This window comes from Tolypothrix sp. PCC 7712 (assembly GCF_025860405.1).
GTDB classification, from domain to species: Bacteria; Cyanobacteriota; Cyanobacteriia; order Cyanobacteriales; family Nostocaceae; genus Aulosira; species Aulosira diplosiphon.
In genome coordinates this window covers 2,889,391-2,905,507 of record NZ_CP063785.1, presented here as the reverse complement: position 1 = coordinate 2,905,507, position 16,117 = coordinate 2,889,391, and the positions used below count along the sequence as shown (strand labels likewise).

11 protein-coding genes are annotated in these 16,117 nt (G+C 40.9%); 9 read left to right on the top strand and 2 right to left on the bottom strand.

The genetic code is table 11. From position 1 onward, the window contains the following. Positions 1 to 50: 50 nt before the first annotated feature. The 9 genes from HGR01_RS11910 (at position 51) to HGR01_RS11870 (ending at position 11,142) form a co-directional block, all read left to right on the top strand. Positions 51 to 2,816: a type I restriction-modification enzyme R subunit C-terminal domain-containing protein gene (locus HGR01_RS11910; RefSeq protein ID WP_235623078.1), complete on the top strand. Its 2,766-nt coding sequence runs from the start codon at positions 51 to 53 to the stop codon at positions 2,814 to 2,816. After that, a complete protein-coding gene (locus tag HGR01_RS11905) occupies positions 2,816 to 4,129 on the top strand; it encodes a restriction endonuclease subunit S (RefSeq protein ID WP_052335271.1) in 1,314 nt (437 codons plus the stop codon). The genes HGR01_RS11910 and HGR01_RS11905 overlap by 1 nt, the downstream gene beginning before the upstream one ends. Before the next feature lie 134 nt (positions 4,130 to 4,263). Further along, on the top strand, positions 4,264 to 6,993 hold the full coding sequence (locus HGR01_RS11900; RefSeq protein WP_045871115.1) for a TnsA endonuclease N-terminal domain-containing protein: 2,730 nt from the start codon (positions 4,264 to 4,266) through the stop codon (positions 6,991 to 6,993). Next, a complete protein-coding gene (locus tag HGR01_RS11895) occupies positions 6,984 to 8,111 on the top strand; it encodes an AAA family ATPase (RefSeq protein WP_045871116.1) in 1,128 nt (375 codons plus the stop codon). Before HGR01_RS11900 ends, HGR01_RS11895 begins: the two co-directional genes overlap by 10 nt. Next, on the top strand, positions 8,101 to 8,919 hold the full coding sequence (locus HGR01_RS11890) for a TniQ family protein (protein WP_052335223.1): 819 nt from the start codon (positions 8,101 to 8,103) through the stop codon (positions 8,917 to 8,919). Before HGR01_RS11895 ends, HGR01_RS11890 begins: the two co-directional genes overlap by 11 nt. A 59-nt stretch (positions 8,920 to 8,978) precedes the next feature. After that, positions 8,979 to 9,287, top strand: coding sequence for a hypothetical protein (locus HGR01_RS11885; RefSeq protein ID WP_052335451.1), 309 nt, complete (start codon positions 8,979 to 8,981; stop codon positions 9,285 to 9,287). Continuing rightward, positions 9,280 to 10,554, top strand: coding sequence for an IS1096 element passenger TnpR family protein (locus HGR01_RS11880; RefSeq protein WP_045874428.1), 1,275 nt, complete (start codon positions 9,280 to 9,282; stop codon positions 10,552 to 10,554). The genes HGR01_RS11885 and HGR01_RS11880 overlap by 8 nt, the downstream gene beginning before the upstream one ends. A gap of 149 nt (positions 10,555 to 10,703) precedes the next feature. Further along, complete coding sequence (locus HGR01_RS11875; protein ID WP_045874429.1) at positions 10,704 to 10,931, top strand: type II toxin-antitoxin system HicA family toxin; 228 nt, start codon at positions 10,704 to 10,706, stop codon at positions 10,929 to 10,931. Beyond that, on the top strand, positions 10,924 to 11,142 hold the full coding sequence (locus HGR01_RS11870) for a type II toxin-antitoxin system HicB family antitoxin (protein ID WP_017653080.1): 219 nt from the start codon (positions 10,924 to 10,926) through the stop codon (positions 11,140 to 11,142). Before HGR01_RS11875 ends, HGR01_RS11870 begins: the two co-directional genes overlap by 8 nt. A 214-nt stretch (positions 11,143 to 11,356) precedes the next feature. On the opposite strand, the gene HGR01_RS11865 is transcribed toward HGR01_RS11870, so the two are convergent. Next, a complete protein-coding gene (locus tag HGR01_RS11865; protein ID WP_045874430.1) occupies positions 11,357 to 15,817 on the bottom strand; it encodes an NACHT domain-containing protein in 4,461 nt (1,486 codons plus the stop codon). 140 nt (positions 15,818 to 15,957) lie between these two features. Beyond that, on the bottom strand, positions 15,958 to 16,113 hold the full coding sequence (locus tag HGR01_RS11860) for a hypothetical protein (protein WP_155539659.1): 156 nt from the start codon (positions 16,111 to 16,113) through the stop codon (positions 15,958 to 15,960). Positions 16,114 to 16,117: the final 4 nt, after the last annotated feature.

The following is a 16,117-nucleotide window of genomic DNA, read 5'->3' as shown; positions in this document are numbered from 1 at the left end:
TTTGCTTATTATCTAGCTATATTGAAATGAATGCCATTTAAGAGTCCTCAGTGACGCTTAAATATCGGGTAAGAGTAGAAAGCTCAGTGATGAAACCGGAAGAACAGGCAAGGCAAAAGATTGACCAATTACTCACCGTCGCAGGATGGGTTATCCAAGACTATGAGCAAGTTAACTTGGGTGCAGGGTTGGGAATTGCGGTGCGGGAATATCCCTTGAAATCTGGTTATGCTGATTACCTGCTATTCATCAATCGCAAAGCTGTTGGAGTTCTTGAAGCGAAACCTGCTGGATTTGCTTTAAGCGGTGTTGAAATCCAATCCGACAAATATTCCTTTAACTTGCCCAAAAGTCTCCCTTGTCACCAAAAGCCTTTACCTTTCATCTACGAAAGCACTGGTACAGAAACATTTTTTCGAGACTCCCGTGACCCTAATTATCGCTCTAGGCGGGTGTTTACTTTCCACAGACCGGAAACCCTACAGGAATGGCTAGGCAAGTCTGACACTCTCAGAGGGCTTTTGCAACTGTTACCCACAATTGAAACTGAAGATTTACGGGACTGTCAGCAAGAAGCGATCGCAGGTTTATTTAATTCTCTCAAAGAAAATCGCCCTAGAGCGTTGATTCAGATGGCGACGGGTGTGGGCAAAACCTATACTGCTGTAAGTTTTATCTACTGGCTGATTAAGTTAGCTGGGGCGAAACGGGTTTTGTTTTTGGTGGATCGGAAGAATTTGGGAGAGCAAACCCAGAAGGAGTTTCAGCAGTATGTCACCCCTGATGATGGGCGCAAGTTTACTGAACTCTATAATGTGCAGTTGTTGACTTCCAATACCATCGATCCGGTGAATAAGGTATGTATCACGACAATTCAGCGTCTTTATTCGATGTTGCGGGGTGAAGCTGAATTTGAGGCAGAAAATGAGGAAGCATCACAGTTCGATGGGGAGGAGGAAAACCAGCAACCCAAGGATGTGGTTTATAACCCGAAAATTCCCATTGAAACCTTTGATTTCATTATCACCGATGAATGTCACCGCTCGATTTACAACGTGTGGCGGCAAGTTTTGGAATATTTTGATGCTTTCATTATCGGATTGACGGCAACGCCATCTCTGCAAACCTTTGGCTTTTTTGATCAGAACTTGGTGATGGAGTATTCCCACGAACGGGCGGTAGCTGATGGGGTGAATGTAGGGTATGAGGTTTATCGCATTCGCACCCAGATTACGGAACAGGGTAGCAATATCCAAGCAGGATTTTACATTGATAGACGCGATCGCCAAACTCGTGCGATCCGTTGGCAGCGGTTGGATGAAGATGTCAGCTATGCGGAAAGGGAGTTGGATCGTTCTGTTGTGGCGATGGATCAAATTCGCACGGTGATTCGCACCTTTAAACAGCGATTATTTACCGAGATATTCCCTGGTAGAACTGAAGTTCCTAAAACCCTGATTTTTGCCAAGGATGACTCCCACGCTGAAGATATTGTGCGAATTCTGCGCCTAGAATTTGGCAAGGGGAATGAGTTTTGTAAAAAGATTACCTATCGCACCACTGGGGAGAAGACAGAAGATTTAATCGCCAGTTTCCGCAACTCCTATAATCCCCGCATTGCTGTCACCGTTGATATGATTTCCACGGGGACGGATATCAAACCTCTGGAATGCTTGCTATTTATGCGGGATGTGAAATCGCGGATTTATTTTGAGCAGATGAAAGGACGGGGAACCCGCACAATTAATCCCACAGATTTTCAGGGAGTGACACCGGATGCTCAAGTTAAAGAACAATTCGTGATTGTGGATGCGGTGGGGGTGTGCGAGTCGGATAAAACTGATTCTCGACCTTTGGAGCGCAAACGCAGTGTACCTTTTGATAAATTAGTGCAAGCAGTGGCATTGGATCAGCGAGATGAAGACACGCTGATGTCCTTGGCGGGACGCTTGGCAAAGTTAGAAAAGCAACTGAATCCTGATGAACGCACAGAATTAAAAACTGCTGCTGGGGGCAAGTCTATTCAACAGATTACCAGAGAGTTACTCGATGCCGTCGATCCAGACAAGCAAATTGAACAGGCGATCGCCCAGTTTCAAACCCCAACACCCACGGAAACACAACAGCAGCAAGCGGCAGAGGTATTAATCAACCTTGCTTGTCAACCCTTTGATAATCCCCAGTTTCGGAATTTGCTCAAAGATATTAAAAGTAATAATGAGCAGCTAATTGATACAGTTAGTCAGGATGTAGTTTTAGAAGCGGGATTTGATACCAGCACCAGGGATAAGGCGATGGGGACAGTGGAGACTTTTCGCCAGTGTATTGAGGCGAATAAGGATAAAATTACCGCGCTGCAAATCCTTTATAATCAGCCCTACGGACAGCGACAGTTAACCTACGAGCAGATTAAGCAGTTAGCAAATGCCCTAGAACGTCCACCCTGCAACCTGACAACAGAGAAGTTATGGCAAGCTTATGCCCAGTTGCAAGCGGATAAAGTCAGGGGTGCTGGGGTGCAAAAGCTGTTGACAGATATCATTTCTCTGGTACGCTTTGCGATGGGGGAAACGGAGACGTTAGAACCCTACGCGGTGACAGTTGAGGAGAAGTTTCAGCAGTGGTTAGCAGGAAAAGAGTTTACCTCACAGCAAGTGGCGTGGTTGGAAAAAATTAAGGAGCATATAGCCACCAGTGTGAGGATTGAGCCAGAGGATTTACAGGAAATGCCACAGGAGGCGTTTCAGGGTTATCAGTTGTTTGGGAATGATTTAATGGATATTTTGGATGAGTTGAATGAGGCGTTAGCTGCGTAATGGGCAAGGATTTGTATGAGTTGCCGAAGGGTTGGGTGTGGACAACTATTGGAGAAGCTACTGAATGTTTAGATTATCAGCGAGTACCAGTTAGCAAAGAAGAACGAGCAAAACGGTTGGGAAATATTCCCTATTACGGTGCTAATGGCTTAGTTGATTATATTGATGATTATATTTTTGATGAACCTCTTGTTTTAGTTGTAGAGGATGAAACTTTTGTAGGTCGTGAAAAACCATTCAGTTATAAGATTACAGGTAAAACATGGGTTAATAATCATGCTCATATTTTACGTAGTAATGGATGTGTTGATATAGATTATTTAAATTACTCACTTTGGTATTATCCATTTACTCCCTTAACTACTGGAACAACTGGCAGAAGAAAATTAACAAAAAGTGCTTTAATTTCAGCCCCTTATGTCTTACCTCCACTTCCTGAACAACATCGCATCGTTACCAAAATTGAAGAACTATTCACCCAACTTGATGCAGGGGTAGAGTTACTCAAAAAAGTAAAAGCCAAATTAAAACGCTACCGTCAGGCGGTGCTAAAAGCCGCAGTCGAAGGAAATTTAACTAAAGAATGGCGGGAAGCGAATCAAGGAGAATTAGAACCCGCCTCAGTGTTACTTGAACGCATCCTCAATCAGCGACGGGAGAAGTGGGAAGCCGAACAATTGGCGAAGATGAAAGCGCAGGGTAAAACTCCCAAAGATGACAGTTGGAAGCTGAAATATAAAGAACCTACTGCACCAGATACCTCAGATTTGCCTGAATTACCTGATGAGTGGGTATGGGTTACTATGGAAATGCTGACAATTCAGGGGCCACAAAATGGGATATATCTTCCCAAATCAGATTATGGCTCAGGTATTCCAATTCTCAGAATAGATGACTTTCAAGATAATTTTAGTCGTAGTTCTTGTGAGTTAAATTTGGTAAGAGCTACAACAGATGATATTGAAAGATATAGCTTATCTGAGGATGACTTAGTTATTAATAGAGTGAATAGCCCCAGCCATCTTGGAAAATGTTTAGTAGTTACCGATAAACATATTCCATCGCTATTTGAATCAAATATGATGCGCCTTCACTTATCTAGTTTTTATAAGGTTTTATTTGCCGCTTATTACTTACGTTCTGTTATTGGAAAATCTCGCTTGATAAGTAATGCAAAATGGGCAGTCAACCAAGCTAGTATTAATCAAACAGATGTAGGTAATACTGCAATTCCACTACTACCAATTGAGGAACAGCAGAAAGTCATAGAAGATGTCACTGTAAGCAAAAGTTTGCCGTTTTTGAAACCATAACCTTGCCGCAGACATAGCCCAAAAGTAGATTATTACGTTTAGTAGCCAAATAGAAAAAGTTGAGTTTTGAAATGATAAGCTTGCCGAAAGTATAAAAATCAAGCATAAACCTGCCGAAAGTTACGGTATTTCCTATGCTCAGCGACCGAGAGTTTGAAGACTGGTGTCGCCGCCTTTGTTTACCAGAGACGACAAAAGAGCTAGTGCAAAAAATCCGGAATTCAGAACCTGTGAGGAAGGTAGGTGGCGGAGCGAAAAATGTTTGCGGCAGTTATCCAAGTCGCAAAATGGGGAAAACGATTCAGTTTGAATCTCATAAAGTAGAACTGCCGGCGATCGTAGAGTACGAAAATGATGAAGATGTATTAGAGTACTATGACCAGCCAATTCGTCTAAGTTTATCTTTTCATTCCCTGAGCGGACGTTGTGTGGTGACATCTCATACTCCGGATTTTTGGGTAATGAGGCGTAATAGTGCGGGATTTGAAGAATGGAAAGCTAGTGAGCGGCTCAAAATACTAGCCAGAAAACAACCTACACGCTATCAGCAAAGCGAAGAAGGTCGTTGGCACGCGCCACCAGCAGAAATGAAAGTTCAAGCAATGGGACTGTACTATTATTTACGTACAGATCTTGAAATCAACTGGATTGCTTACCAGAACTATCAGTTTCTTCAAGGTTATTTCAACCAAGAAAATACAGTTAAAAAAGAGGTAAGAAAAACAGTTGTTGAGTGTATTAATGCCAATCCTGGAGTAACCCTCAAAGAACTACTAGAATCAACAAATACCGATTGGGCAGATGATATCTATGCCTTGATTGGAACAAAGCAAATATATGTAGACCTGAAAGCAGTAGCTTTGAATGAGCCAGAAAAAGTTCATCTTTTCAGTAGCCAAGAAATGGCATCAACTTATGATCTAATCATTGCTCAAAAGACTTCTGCTCGTATCGCCAGTGGACAACGAATTGATGTGGCAATTGGTTCAACGCTGGTTTGGGATGGTAAAAGTTGGTGTGTAATTCAAATCGGAGACACAAAGATTGCGCTTCAAAGCGAAAATGAACTGATTGGGTTAACTCATGCAAACTTTGATGCACTAATTGCACAAAAAGAAATCATTCATATTCAACCATTATCTGCAAAAACAACAGACATTTGGGAACAGATCAAATGCGCTAGTTCTGAGGATTTAGCAGTAGCTAATTACCGCTATAAAGTTATTGAACCATATTTACATGGCAGTCCGCCAATTAATAGTTCTGTACCTGAGCGGACAGTTCGTAGCTGGAAATCCAAATATCATCAGGCTCTGAATAATTATGGCTGGGGCTATATTGGCTTACTACCCAATCGTGGCAAGAAAGGGAACAGGGTAGATCGCTTTTCACCCGATACTTGGGAGTTTATTGACCAAATTATTGAACAGCACTATGAGAACCTCAAACAGCGAGGAAAACTAGCAACTTACGGTATTCTGGTTAGAGAATGGGAAAAAGCTGGAAAAACAGACCCTTGCCCTAGCCGGATCACTTTCTGTAAACGCATTAATCAACGAGAGAAAGTAGGACAAACTCGCCATAGGCAAGGGTCAAGAGCCGCTTACCAAAAGAGTCCTTTTTATCACGAATTAACGCTCTCCACCCCTATTCACGGGAGTCGGCCATTTGAAATCTGCCACATTGATCATACAGAATTAGATATCGAGTTAGTTTGTTCGCGCACTGGGCGCCCTTTAGGCCGACCTTGGGCAACTATTCTCATTGATGCTTTCTCACGTCGTATTTTCGCAATCTATTTAACATTTGACCCGCCATCGTATCGTTCCTGCATGATGGTATTGCGAATTTGTGTGCAGAGATTTGGCCGCTTTCCAGAAACATTAGTAATGGATAATGGTGTAGAGTTTGGCAGTATTTACTTTGAAACACTTCTAGCTGCCTTTAGTTGCACAAAAAAACAAAGACCATCTGCTAGTCCTAGATTTGGTTCACTCATTGAAAGATTTTTCGGCACAAGTAACACAGAATTTTTTTACAACCTTAAAGGCAATACTCAAATTACTAAACAAGTACGCTTGGTAAATAAAACAAATAACCCAAAAGTACAAGCTGTCTGGACATTGCCAGAATTATATGAATATTTTTGTAAATATGCTTATGTAATTTATGACAGTAGAGAGCATCCGGCACTGGGAATGTCTCCCAATGCTGCATTTACAAAAGGTGTGAATCAGAGTGGGATGCGCTATGGACAAAAAATTTTAGATGATGAAAACTTTAAAATTTTTACTTTGCCCTCAACTGCAAAGGGAAGTGCAAAAGTAATACCAAGACTCGGGATAAAAATTAATTATATCTATTATTGGTCAATTGATGATTCATTTCTTAACCCTGAAGTTGAAAGTACTCAAGTACAAGTTAGATATGATCCATTTGATGTAGGAACTGCTTATGCGTATGTCAAAGGTAATTGGGTACGCTGTATATCTGAATATTATTCATCCTTACAAGGTCATTCTGAAAAAGAAATTCGACTGATAAGTATTGAATTACGACAGCAAAAAAATCAGTATAATCAAAAAATAGCAATTAGAGCTAAAGAACTTGCACAGTATTTAGAATCAGCAGAAGCTCAAGAAGTTTTACAGACACAAAGACTTCATGATTTAGCTGCAACTGATTTGCGAGACTTAATATATAAAAATGGTAGGAAACAAACATCCTCTACTCTTACTCAGTGTCCAGTTGATAGTGATGAAGCTATTAGTACAGAAGAAGTATCACAAACACATCAATTAAATACTTCAGCAATAGAATTAGGAAAAATTCAAGCTTACTCTCAAGAGGAGTTATGGCAGTAAAACATAACCGTCCATTTCCACAAGAACTCCTGAAACAATCATTAACCGAACGGTTGAACTATTTTCAAGGAATTACAATTGGACACTTACGATTAAAACAAGCTTTAGAGACTTTATTGCTCAACCTTCAACAACCAACAGATATTTGTGTTTTCTTTGTTGTTGGCCCAGCAGGAGTAGGTAAGACCACTTTACGACTAAGGGCTGAAAAACTGTTGATGGAAGGTGCATTAGCATCTATGAAAAATCATATTTATCAAATTCCAGTTGCAGGTATTGAGGCAATTGCTAATGAAGGAGGAAAATTTAATTATAAAGATTACTACCTCCGCGTTTTAGAATGTTTAGAAAAAATTTCTTTTGATTCAATTGCTACAAATAGTTCATTAAATTATCAAAATTATTCAGGGTTTCTTTCTACTACATACTTTGCTTCTAAAAGTTCCGATACGGTGCGTCGTGCTTTAGAAAAATCTATGCGGCACCATAAATTAACAGCATTGATGATAGACGAAGCCCAACATTTGCTGATGGTTGCTGGGGGAAAGCAAATGTTACATCAGATGAATTGGATAAAATCTCTTGCCAACATCACTGGTGTTGTACATATTTTATTTGGTACTTATGATTTACTTAACTGTTGTCACCTCAGTGGTCAAGTTAGCCGACGCAGCGATGATATACATTTACCTCGTTACTCAACAGATAACAAAGAAGATATAGCTGAGTTTATGCGGATTATCAGAACATTTCAGGCGCATTTACCTTTGCTTGAAGAGCCCTGCTTGGTAGAACAATATGAATATCTGTTGGATTATTCATCTGGTAGTGTTGGTCTTCTTAAAACTTGGTTAACAAAAGCTTTACGAAATGCTTTGGCAGAGAATGCAACAACCCTCAACATAAAGTATATTCAACAAAATGAATACTCAAAAGCACGGCGGCAGCAAATAGAACAGGAAGCACAAGCTGGAGAGAAGCGATGGCGCAACGATGTTGCTCCCGTAGCACTTAGTTTGACCAATGAAGATGTGAAGCAACCATCTCAAGCGAAAGGTCGTGTGGGAAAACGTCAGGCTAAAAGAGATACCGTAGGAATTAATCTTGATGTCAGTTAATTATTATACCGAAGATGAGTTTTGGGCTCTAGAAAAACCAACAATTCCAGAACGCTCTCAATTATTCCCACTCGAACCAATCGGTGTCGGTACGCTCTATGTCGAAAGCTTGAGTGGATATATTGCTCGCCTTGCCGACTGTCACACGATAACTACCGGAGAACTAGTTTTATCAAAAGTTATTCCATTGATGAGGCATAAAAGAAGCAGTGTTAGTTCTATAAACATCATTAATCATTTATTTAGAGATCAAGATTTTTTCACCTCTACCAACGAAAAAAGAATTGACATTGCTACCACTCTAATTCAAGCTCTAAAAGAATTGACCTGGCGTCAAGATTTATCTTGTTTATGGCCATTAAAATGGGCCAGCATTTTTTTCGAGTTTAGCATTTTGCGTTTGCATCAAGCTTGGTGTCCCGTATGTTATGACCACTGGTTTGTCAACAATCGAGTCATCTACAATCCACTGTTATGGTTAGTTAACACAATTGAGGAATGCCCTGAGCATGACCATCAGCCCTTGATTGAGGAATGCCCTCACTGTCACGAAAAATTTCCACCATTATCCAGGTATTCTCGTCCAGGGTATTGCTCAATCTGTCATCTGTGGTTAGGTAGCCAGAAACTCAACCAACTAGCCAATGAACAAACTCACAGCGTTGATTTTTGGCGACAGCTTTTGATTACTCCTATGCACTCTCATCAAAGCAACAAGCTTGTCTGGCAGTGTATGTGGTTTGATGATGTCGATGATTTGGCTGCCAATACGCCCTCTGATTTCCTGCCACCCATAAATGAGAACTAATTTTCCATCCTTACCTGCTCCGGGGTTTGAAACCATAAACCTGCCGCTCCGGCAAACTTATGGTTACAGTCACAGAAGAAGTTGAACTCTGTTTCTCCGTTCTTGAAGAAATTGAAAAAACCATAGAAACTAACCTCAAACGTGCTGAAAAGCTCCGACAAACGATATTAAAACAAGCATTTGAAGGCAAACTCGTACCCCAAGATCCCAACGACGAACCTGCCGAAAAACTGCTAGAACGCATCAAAGCAGAGAAAGCTAACCGCGAAGCTGATAAAAAACCAAAGCGTCAATCTACAATTAAATCCAAGCAACCCCGTAAATCTAAAACTACAGCCACACAACTAGAGTTGAAATTAGATGATTAAACGACTATTCCCCGTCCCCAATCATCTGGGCGAACAACTCCCCACCCTCACGGAAGACAAAAAGCAACTTCTCCAACAGCAAACCATCACCCAAGATTCCCCAGGAACAATTCTGCGGGACTTTCAAACCATCCTAGAATTTCTGCAACCTGACGGCGTTGAAGTTAGCAGCACTTATCATCAATTCTCTCTCAAATACCTCCAGCAACTCAATTCCCGCTTGAGTTACCCCATTGAAACTAACCTCAAGCGTCCCCAACAAAAATCATATCCCTACATTTACGGGTTATACTTCGTCCTTCGCACCTCTGGACTATCTCAAGTTATCTCCCAAGGCAAAAAAAACAAATTAGTATTAGACGAACAACTCCTCAAAATTTGGCAAGGCTTCAACCCAACAGAACAATATTTCACACTTTTAGAATCCTGGTTAATTTGGGGAGAAAGCGAAATCTTAGGCGAATCCAGAGACCCCTTTGGATTATTATTTCGCTGCTTGCAATTTTGGCGAGAAATTCCAGATGAAGGCTTAAATATTAACAGTTACTCAGAACAAGATAAATTAGTCTATTACCCTGGCTTGCACAGTCTTAGCCTGTTTCATTTATTTGGCTTCCTCGAACTCATCCCAGGAAAGCCCGAACCTGCTAAAGGATGGCGAATAGCTACTGTAAAACGCCGTCCTTGGGGAGATGCAATGATAGCTTTAATCTCCGAAATTTATGATGAAATTGAACCAGACACAGAAGATGCGGAAATTACACTTAACTTCCACATCGCTTTTGAAAAATTAAAACCATCACTCCAAACCTACTTTCCTGAATGGGAACAAACCTTAGTCATTGCCAAAGGAGAGTTTACCGAGGCAATATATACTTTTAAAGTCACCCTGCTGGATGCTTGGCGACGCATAGCCATTCCTAGCAACTTCAATCTCGATCAAGTCGCCGCAGCATTTGTTCAAGCATTTGATTTTGACTTTGATCACCTCTACCGATTCATTTACAAAGACCATTTAGGACGTACTTTTGAATTTTCCCATCCCTTTGTTGATATTCCCCCAAATACCAGCGATTTTCGCTTGGGTGAATTACCACTGAAAACAGGAAATCATCTGCAATTTATCTTTGATTTATTGGATGAGTGGGAGTTTGATTTGCAGCTAGAAAATATTGAACCTGCTAATCCCAAAATGAAAAAGCCCAAAATTCTTGAGTTTCACGGTGAAGCACCAGCACAGTATAGCGAAGAGGAAGAGGTTTACTGATGCGATGGGCTACGCCCCGCCGCAGGCATCGCACATTACAAACGTGTCAGAATTGGTAATGCGATCGCTTTAAAGCTTAACATCGCTTGCACATCTTCTGCGATCGCATACTGAAGTTAATATACTGTAGTTGATAGTCGATCTAAGTAATGCCTAAGAAAATTAGGGAATTAAAACAATGGTTACGCCAAGTAGGTTTTACTGAACTCCCAGGAAAAGGAAGCCACACTAACTGGATACATCCCTTATATGCTGGAAAGCTAACGGTTTCAGGGAAAGACAGTTCGGATGCTAAACCCTACCAAGAAAAGGATGTGCAACAAGCTATAAAAGAGGTAGAGGAGAAACAACAGCAGGAGAAGCAGGAAGATGAGTAAATTTAAGTATCAAATGTTAATTCAATGGTCTGTTGAAGATAACTGCTTCTTAGTTGGATTTCCTGATTTTCCCGGACAGCGTTGGCGCACTCATGGCGATACTTATGAGGAAGCTGTGGCGAACGGTATTGAAGCGTTAGAGTCTTTAATTATGGCTTACGAAGCCACAAATGAACCGCTTCCACAGCCAACAGTTTATCAAGTTGCGTAATTGAGTTTGTTACTATACGTATCAGAATTGGGGAAGCGTAGACACGCAGTGGCTTGTCGTCAGACATCGCTCTTACTGTATTAGTGTAAAAGGATGGGGGGTGCGATCGCACATTACAAACGTGCCAGAATTGGGAATGCGATCGCTATTACTGTATTAGTGTAAAGGGACGGGTAGTGCGATCGCCTCAACATCGCTTGCATATCTCCCAGATTTATTCTCCATCTTCCACCGCACCTAATGCTTTAAGTGTGCCTTTTTCAGCTTCAGTTAAGCCTTTAACGCCTGTAATGTTCATGCGTTCATAAGGGCGATCGCTTCTCAAGGTTTTTAAACACTCACCAGTTTCAATGTTCCAAATTTTGATTATGCCATCTTCGGCACAACTGCTAAGAACTTTACCCTTGGGACTAAAACTAATTGATGATATTGTTCTAGTATGTCCCTGCAATGTGATTAAACATTTACCTGTATGTACATTCCAAAGCTTTATACTTAAATCATCACTTCCAGTAGCAAGAATCTGACCATCAAAACTAAAAGCAAATACCTTGATTTGTCCAGTATGTTCCTCCAAAGTCATTAAACATTGACCAGTATAAATATTCCAAAGCTTTGCTATATAGTCATCACTACAGGTAGCGACAATTTTTATGTCAGAGCTAAAAGCACCCGCTCTTGACCAATTTTTCTTTTTCTCTCCTGTTAGAGTTTTAAGGCATTTACCCGTTGAAACATCCCAAAGTTTTACAGTGTCATCATAACTAAGACTGGCAATAATTTGACCATCACAACTAAAAGAAAGTTTTGTTATAGAGCGAGTATGCGCTCTTATTTCATAAATATTTTGTTTTGTATTAAAGTCCCAAAGCTGTATTGTCCGACCAGAAGCAATTGCTAGTTTAAGTCCATCAGGACTAAATACTATCGAAAATAATTTTCCAGTATCTTCTTGTAAAATTTTGGTACATTCTCCAGTTTGAACATCCCATAATCTAATTGTAAAGTCACCACTTCCACTGGCGAGAATTTGACCATCGGGGCTAAAGGCTAAACATCGTATCCAATCATTATGCCCCTGTAACTCTTTTGTACATTTACCTGTATTGATATCCCACAATCTAACTATTTGGTCTTGTCCACCACTAGCAATGAGTTGTCCGTTAGGGTGAAATACAACCGACTTTAACCAATTAGCATATCCTTGAAAACGGTAAATACATTCGCCTGTGTTTACATCCCATAGCTTTACCGAATGGTCTTGACTTCCACTAGCTAAAGTTTGACCATCAGGGCTAAAAGCAACAGATTGTACCCAATTATCATGCTCTTTTAGAGTTGTAAGGCATTCACCTGTGTTTATATCCCATAGCTTGATTGTACGGTCGGTGCTACCACTAGCCAAAATTTTACCATTGGAATCACAAGCAATTGAGTTAACTACATCTTTGTGTCCCTGCAAAGTTTTTAGACATTCTCCAGTGTTGATATCCCATAGTTTGATTGTGCGGTCATGACTACAAGTTACAATAATTTTTCCATTAGGGCTAAAAGTAATCGCTCTTACATAACTAGTATGTCCTTGTAAAATCTTTTGGATCTGAGATATACGGGTATTCCATAAATTAATCGTATAATTACTATCGGTAAAAGCAAGTATTTCACCATTGGGACTAAATGCAATTGCCCTTACAAGACTATCTTGCACTGAAAAGGTTATCAAACATTCGCCAGTTTTTACATCCCACAATTTTGCTGTTTTGTCTTCGCTCCCACTGGCAATAACTTGAGCATTCGGGCTAAATGCTATTGTTCTAACTGTAGCAGTATGGCCAAGTAACGTTTGCATACATTTTCCCGTTCTGACATCCCAAAGCTTTACAGTACAGTCACTACTTACACTAACAAGCATTTGATCATCAGGGCTAAAAGTTACTGAATATACCAAATTTTGATGCCCGTTAAAAGTCATAATTTGTTGTTTGTCAGTAATTCGCCACAAACGAATACCTGCACCATCACCCATTGCTAAAAACTGCCCATTGGAGTTAAATGCTACCGAAAAAATTTGACTTAAAGTATTTGTAAAAACTGAATTTGCTAAATTTGCATCGGCAAAATTAACATTTCGTAAAATTGCACCAGTAAAATCTGCTCTTTTAACAACCACTTGGCTTAAATCTCTATCCTCCAAAGCAGTTTTATCTACTTTTACTGCCAATGTTGCTGCATTTCCGCCAACATAATCAGCTTCATTTTCGCTTTTACCTCGCGTTACCTCAATCGCATTAATCAGAGACTCACTGTTACTCAACATTGGTAAAAGTAAATCCATTACTGCTTTAGTAAGTGGCGCTTTGCCAAAAGTCTGCCTCAACTTATTCAAAGACTCACTTGTAAATGCTTTGAGTGGTGCGTTCCCCAAAGGGGTTGCCGCAGGCATCGCCTCACCACTCCCTTGCTGCGAAAAATAACCAGACCACGTATAATCAGTAGGCACGACAGTTTTATCTACAAGCGATCGAGCTTGTGCCAATTCAGTAAAATCACTCGCCAACGCCCCTAACTCTGCCGCAAATTTATACGCTACAAAAAACTCTAACAGTGATCTATGCGCTGGAGTATAGTCACCATCAGCATTGCGGACAAGCATCGTCTGCGCCATCATGTCATAATGCCAATGGTCTAAATCCTTCTCTTCTTGAACACTAGAACCAAATAAGCGGCGGATACGTTCTGGGAACAGCCGATAATTCAGGCTCATTTGGTCACTAGACAGCATTTCCCAAGAAAGTTCGCACAAAAAGTACAGCTTATCTGCTAAAGAAGTAAAAGTACGCTCTGCCTTGATATCCCGTTCCATCTTGCGCCGCACTGCATAGAGATAAACCCGTGACATATCCACAGGTTTACCCGCCTCAATATCTGGCAATGCTTCCAAGATTAAGTCAGTCATCACTGGACGACGGGCTAAGTCTAATAATTGCCCATTGCCCATTACTTGTTCAACTGTCGCTGCTTCAGCTTGGTATGACAACACCTGCCGAATTTGCTCATTGTTGAATTTCTCCAATTCCAAGACTTCAAATTGCGGTGTTTCACCAGTTAATTTTTTAGTTGAAGCCTGCAATTCTGCATTGAGTAAAGCGCGTCCTTCCTTCGCCTCTGGAAAATGCTCAGTACGACAAGTAAGGATAACTTTAGCACCAGGAACTACCACCTTTGCCAGTTCCCAGAAGTTGTTAATCATCTGTTGGCGGTCAACTTTTGCTGCCATTTCGTCAAAGCCATCGAAAATTAGCAGCAATTTACCCATGCGGTTGAGTTGGTCAAAAACTTCGCTGTTGATGCGGATATTATGTTGGGTAAAAAAGAATCCTGCCAAAACATTTTCTACATTTAACGCCTTGGCAAAGTCACGCAAAGTAATTACTAAAGGCAGACGGGGACGTTCAACACCACGTTTTTGGGCATCACGGTAACGTTGCAGTGCAGTCCAAGCATAGTGAAAGACAAACCAAGTTTTACCTGTACCAAATTCTCCCAAAATGGAAATATGCTCTTTTGCAGGGTCATCAAGCCACAAGTCAATATAGCCATCAATCCAGCCGTCTTCTTCTTCATAACGACTCACCCCGATTCGCTGCTTAGTCACCGGGTCAATTTCTTCTTTTGTACAAGCAAGGGGTACATACTTAGTATCAATTTTTCGGCGTTTGATTTCCGCTTCTAACCAGTCCAGATAGGCATTAAAGTCTGCATCCAAGTCAATTAGTTCGTCAAAAGTGAAACAATCAAGATGACGATTTGCTTCCTTTTTGACTTCATCCCTTGCAGCACGGGAAATGCGGCGGGTTGTTACTAACCATCCTTCATCAGTTTTTTGCGCCTCAACTGAGGAACGCAACGCCATCACATCACTCAGTCCAATTTCTCCAGCCACGCCACGGATAAGAACACGGTCATAACTGCGACGTACTGGAATCTGAATTATCCATTCAAAATATTCTTCTGCCCAGATTTCATATTTTTCAAAGTCATAGCCCAAGGTTTCAAACCATCCTCGCATCTGCTGGGCTAGTGCGATCGCTCTACATTGATTTTCAGTGACACTTGAGGGTAGTGCAGGATAATTATTTACTGCCAACCTTGCTATTTCTGTCCGAATTCCCTCCAACGTCGGCAATCTTTCCAATTGTTCTTGGATACTCGCAATCCTTTTATGTAGAGAACCAATTTTCTGGTTCATCAACACATCAGCAGGTGTGCGACTACGTTTCGCCACTTCGATAAATACCGTCGCAAATTCAGCTACCTCTCGCCTAACATCAAGTTCCAAACCTCTGATATCATCGCCCAATGTATAGGCATCGAGAAAAGCATCAACTTCAGACAGCAGAATTGAGGGGTTATTGTGGTCTAATGCTGTGCGAAAAGCTTGTTTAATTGCTTCTTGTCGGAATAATTCTAGTAATGGTTTTGGTTTGCCTACACCGTATTCTACTAAGGCATAAGCGTAAACACCACTAAAATCAGCAGGTGGATGCTCTGGATCGAGGTTAAATTGCTGGAGTAACTTAATTACTGTCTCACTACGCAGAATTTTTTCTTTAATCAAAGGATTGGCGATGCTAGTAATTGCGCTGAAAACCAGATCCAGGTTAATGAAACTCATTAGGATACTCCGAAAGCACAGAGCTATCTTGCTAACTAAGGGTTAATTACTTAATTGAAAATGATCTACCGTCAAAAAAAGTTTTATTTTATACTTTCTCAATCATTCTCGAAAAAATACACCTAATGACTGTAATATACTCAAGCTTTGGGATGTTTCGCAGCGATGCGTTCGTCAGGTAGACAATAGGTGAGGCTGGAAGTGAGCGACCGAATATTAATTTGAGACTGTCTTCGCCGCGATCGCCATCTCAAAAATATATAATGCTTCGTTACTAGTAAAACTCCCTGTAGCATCACT

Excerpts from the sequence above, each read along its gene's own strand:
- HGR01_RS11890 (WP_052335223.1), top strand. The coding sequence starts at position 8,101 with ATGTCAGTTAATTATTATACCGAAGATGAGTTTTGGGCTCTAGAAAAA.
- HGR01_RS11860 (WP_155539659.1), bottom strand. The coding sequence starts at position 16,113 with ATGCTACAGGGAGTTTTACTAGTAACGAAGCATTATATATTTTTGAGA.
- HGR01_RS11875 (WP_045874429.1), top strand. The coding sequence starts at position 10,704 with ATGCCTAAGAAAATTAGGGAATTAAAACAATGGTTACGCCAAGTAGGT.
- HGR01_RS11870 (WP_017653080.1), top strand. The coding sequence starts at position 10,924 with ATGAGTAAATTTAAGTATCAAATGTTAATTCAATGGTCTGTTGAAGAT.
- HGR01_RS11895 (WP_045871116.1), top strand. The coding sequence starts at position 6,984 with ATGGCAGTAAAACATAACCGTCCATTTCCACAAGAACTCCTGAAACAA.
- HGR01_RS11900 (WP_045871115.1), top strand. The coding sequence starts at position 4,264 with ATGCTCAGCGACCGAGAGTTTGAAGACTGGTGTCGCCGCCTTTGTTTA.
- HGR01_RS11880 (WP_045874428.1), top strand. The coding sequence starts at position 9,280 with ATGATTAAACGACTATTCCCCGTCCCCAATCATCTGGGCGAACAACTC.
- HGR01_RS11885 (WP_052335451.1), top strand. The coding sequence starts at position 8,979 with ATGGTTACAGTCACAGAAGAAGTTGAACTCTGTTTCTCCGTTCTTGAA.
- HGR01_RS11865 (WP_045874430.1), bottom strand. The coding sequence starts at position 15,817 with ATGAGTTTCATTAACCTGGATCTGGTTTTCAGCGCAATTACTAGCATC.
- HGR01_RS11905 (WP_052335271.1), top strand. The coding sequence starts at position 2,816 with ATGGGCAAGGATTTGTATGAGTTGCCGAAGGGTTGGGTGTGGACAACT.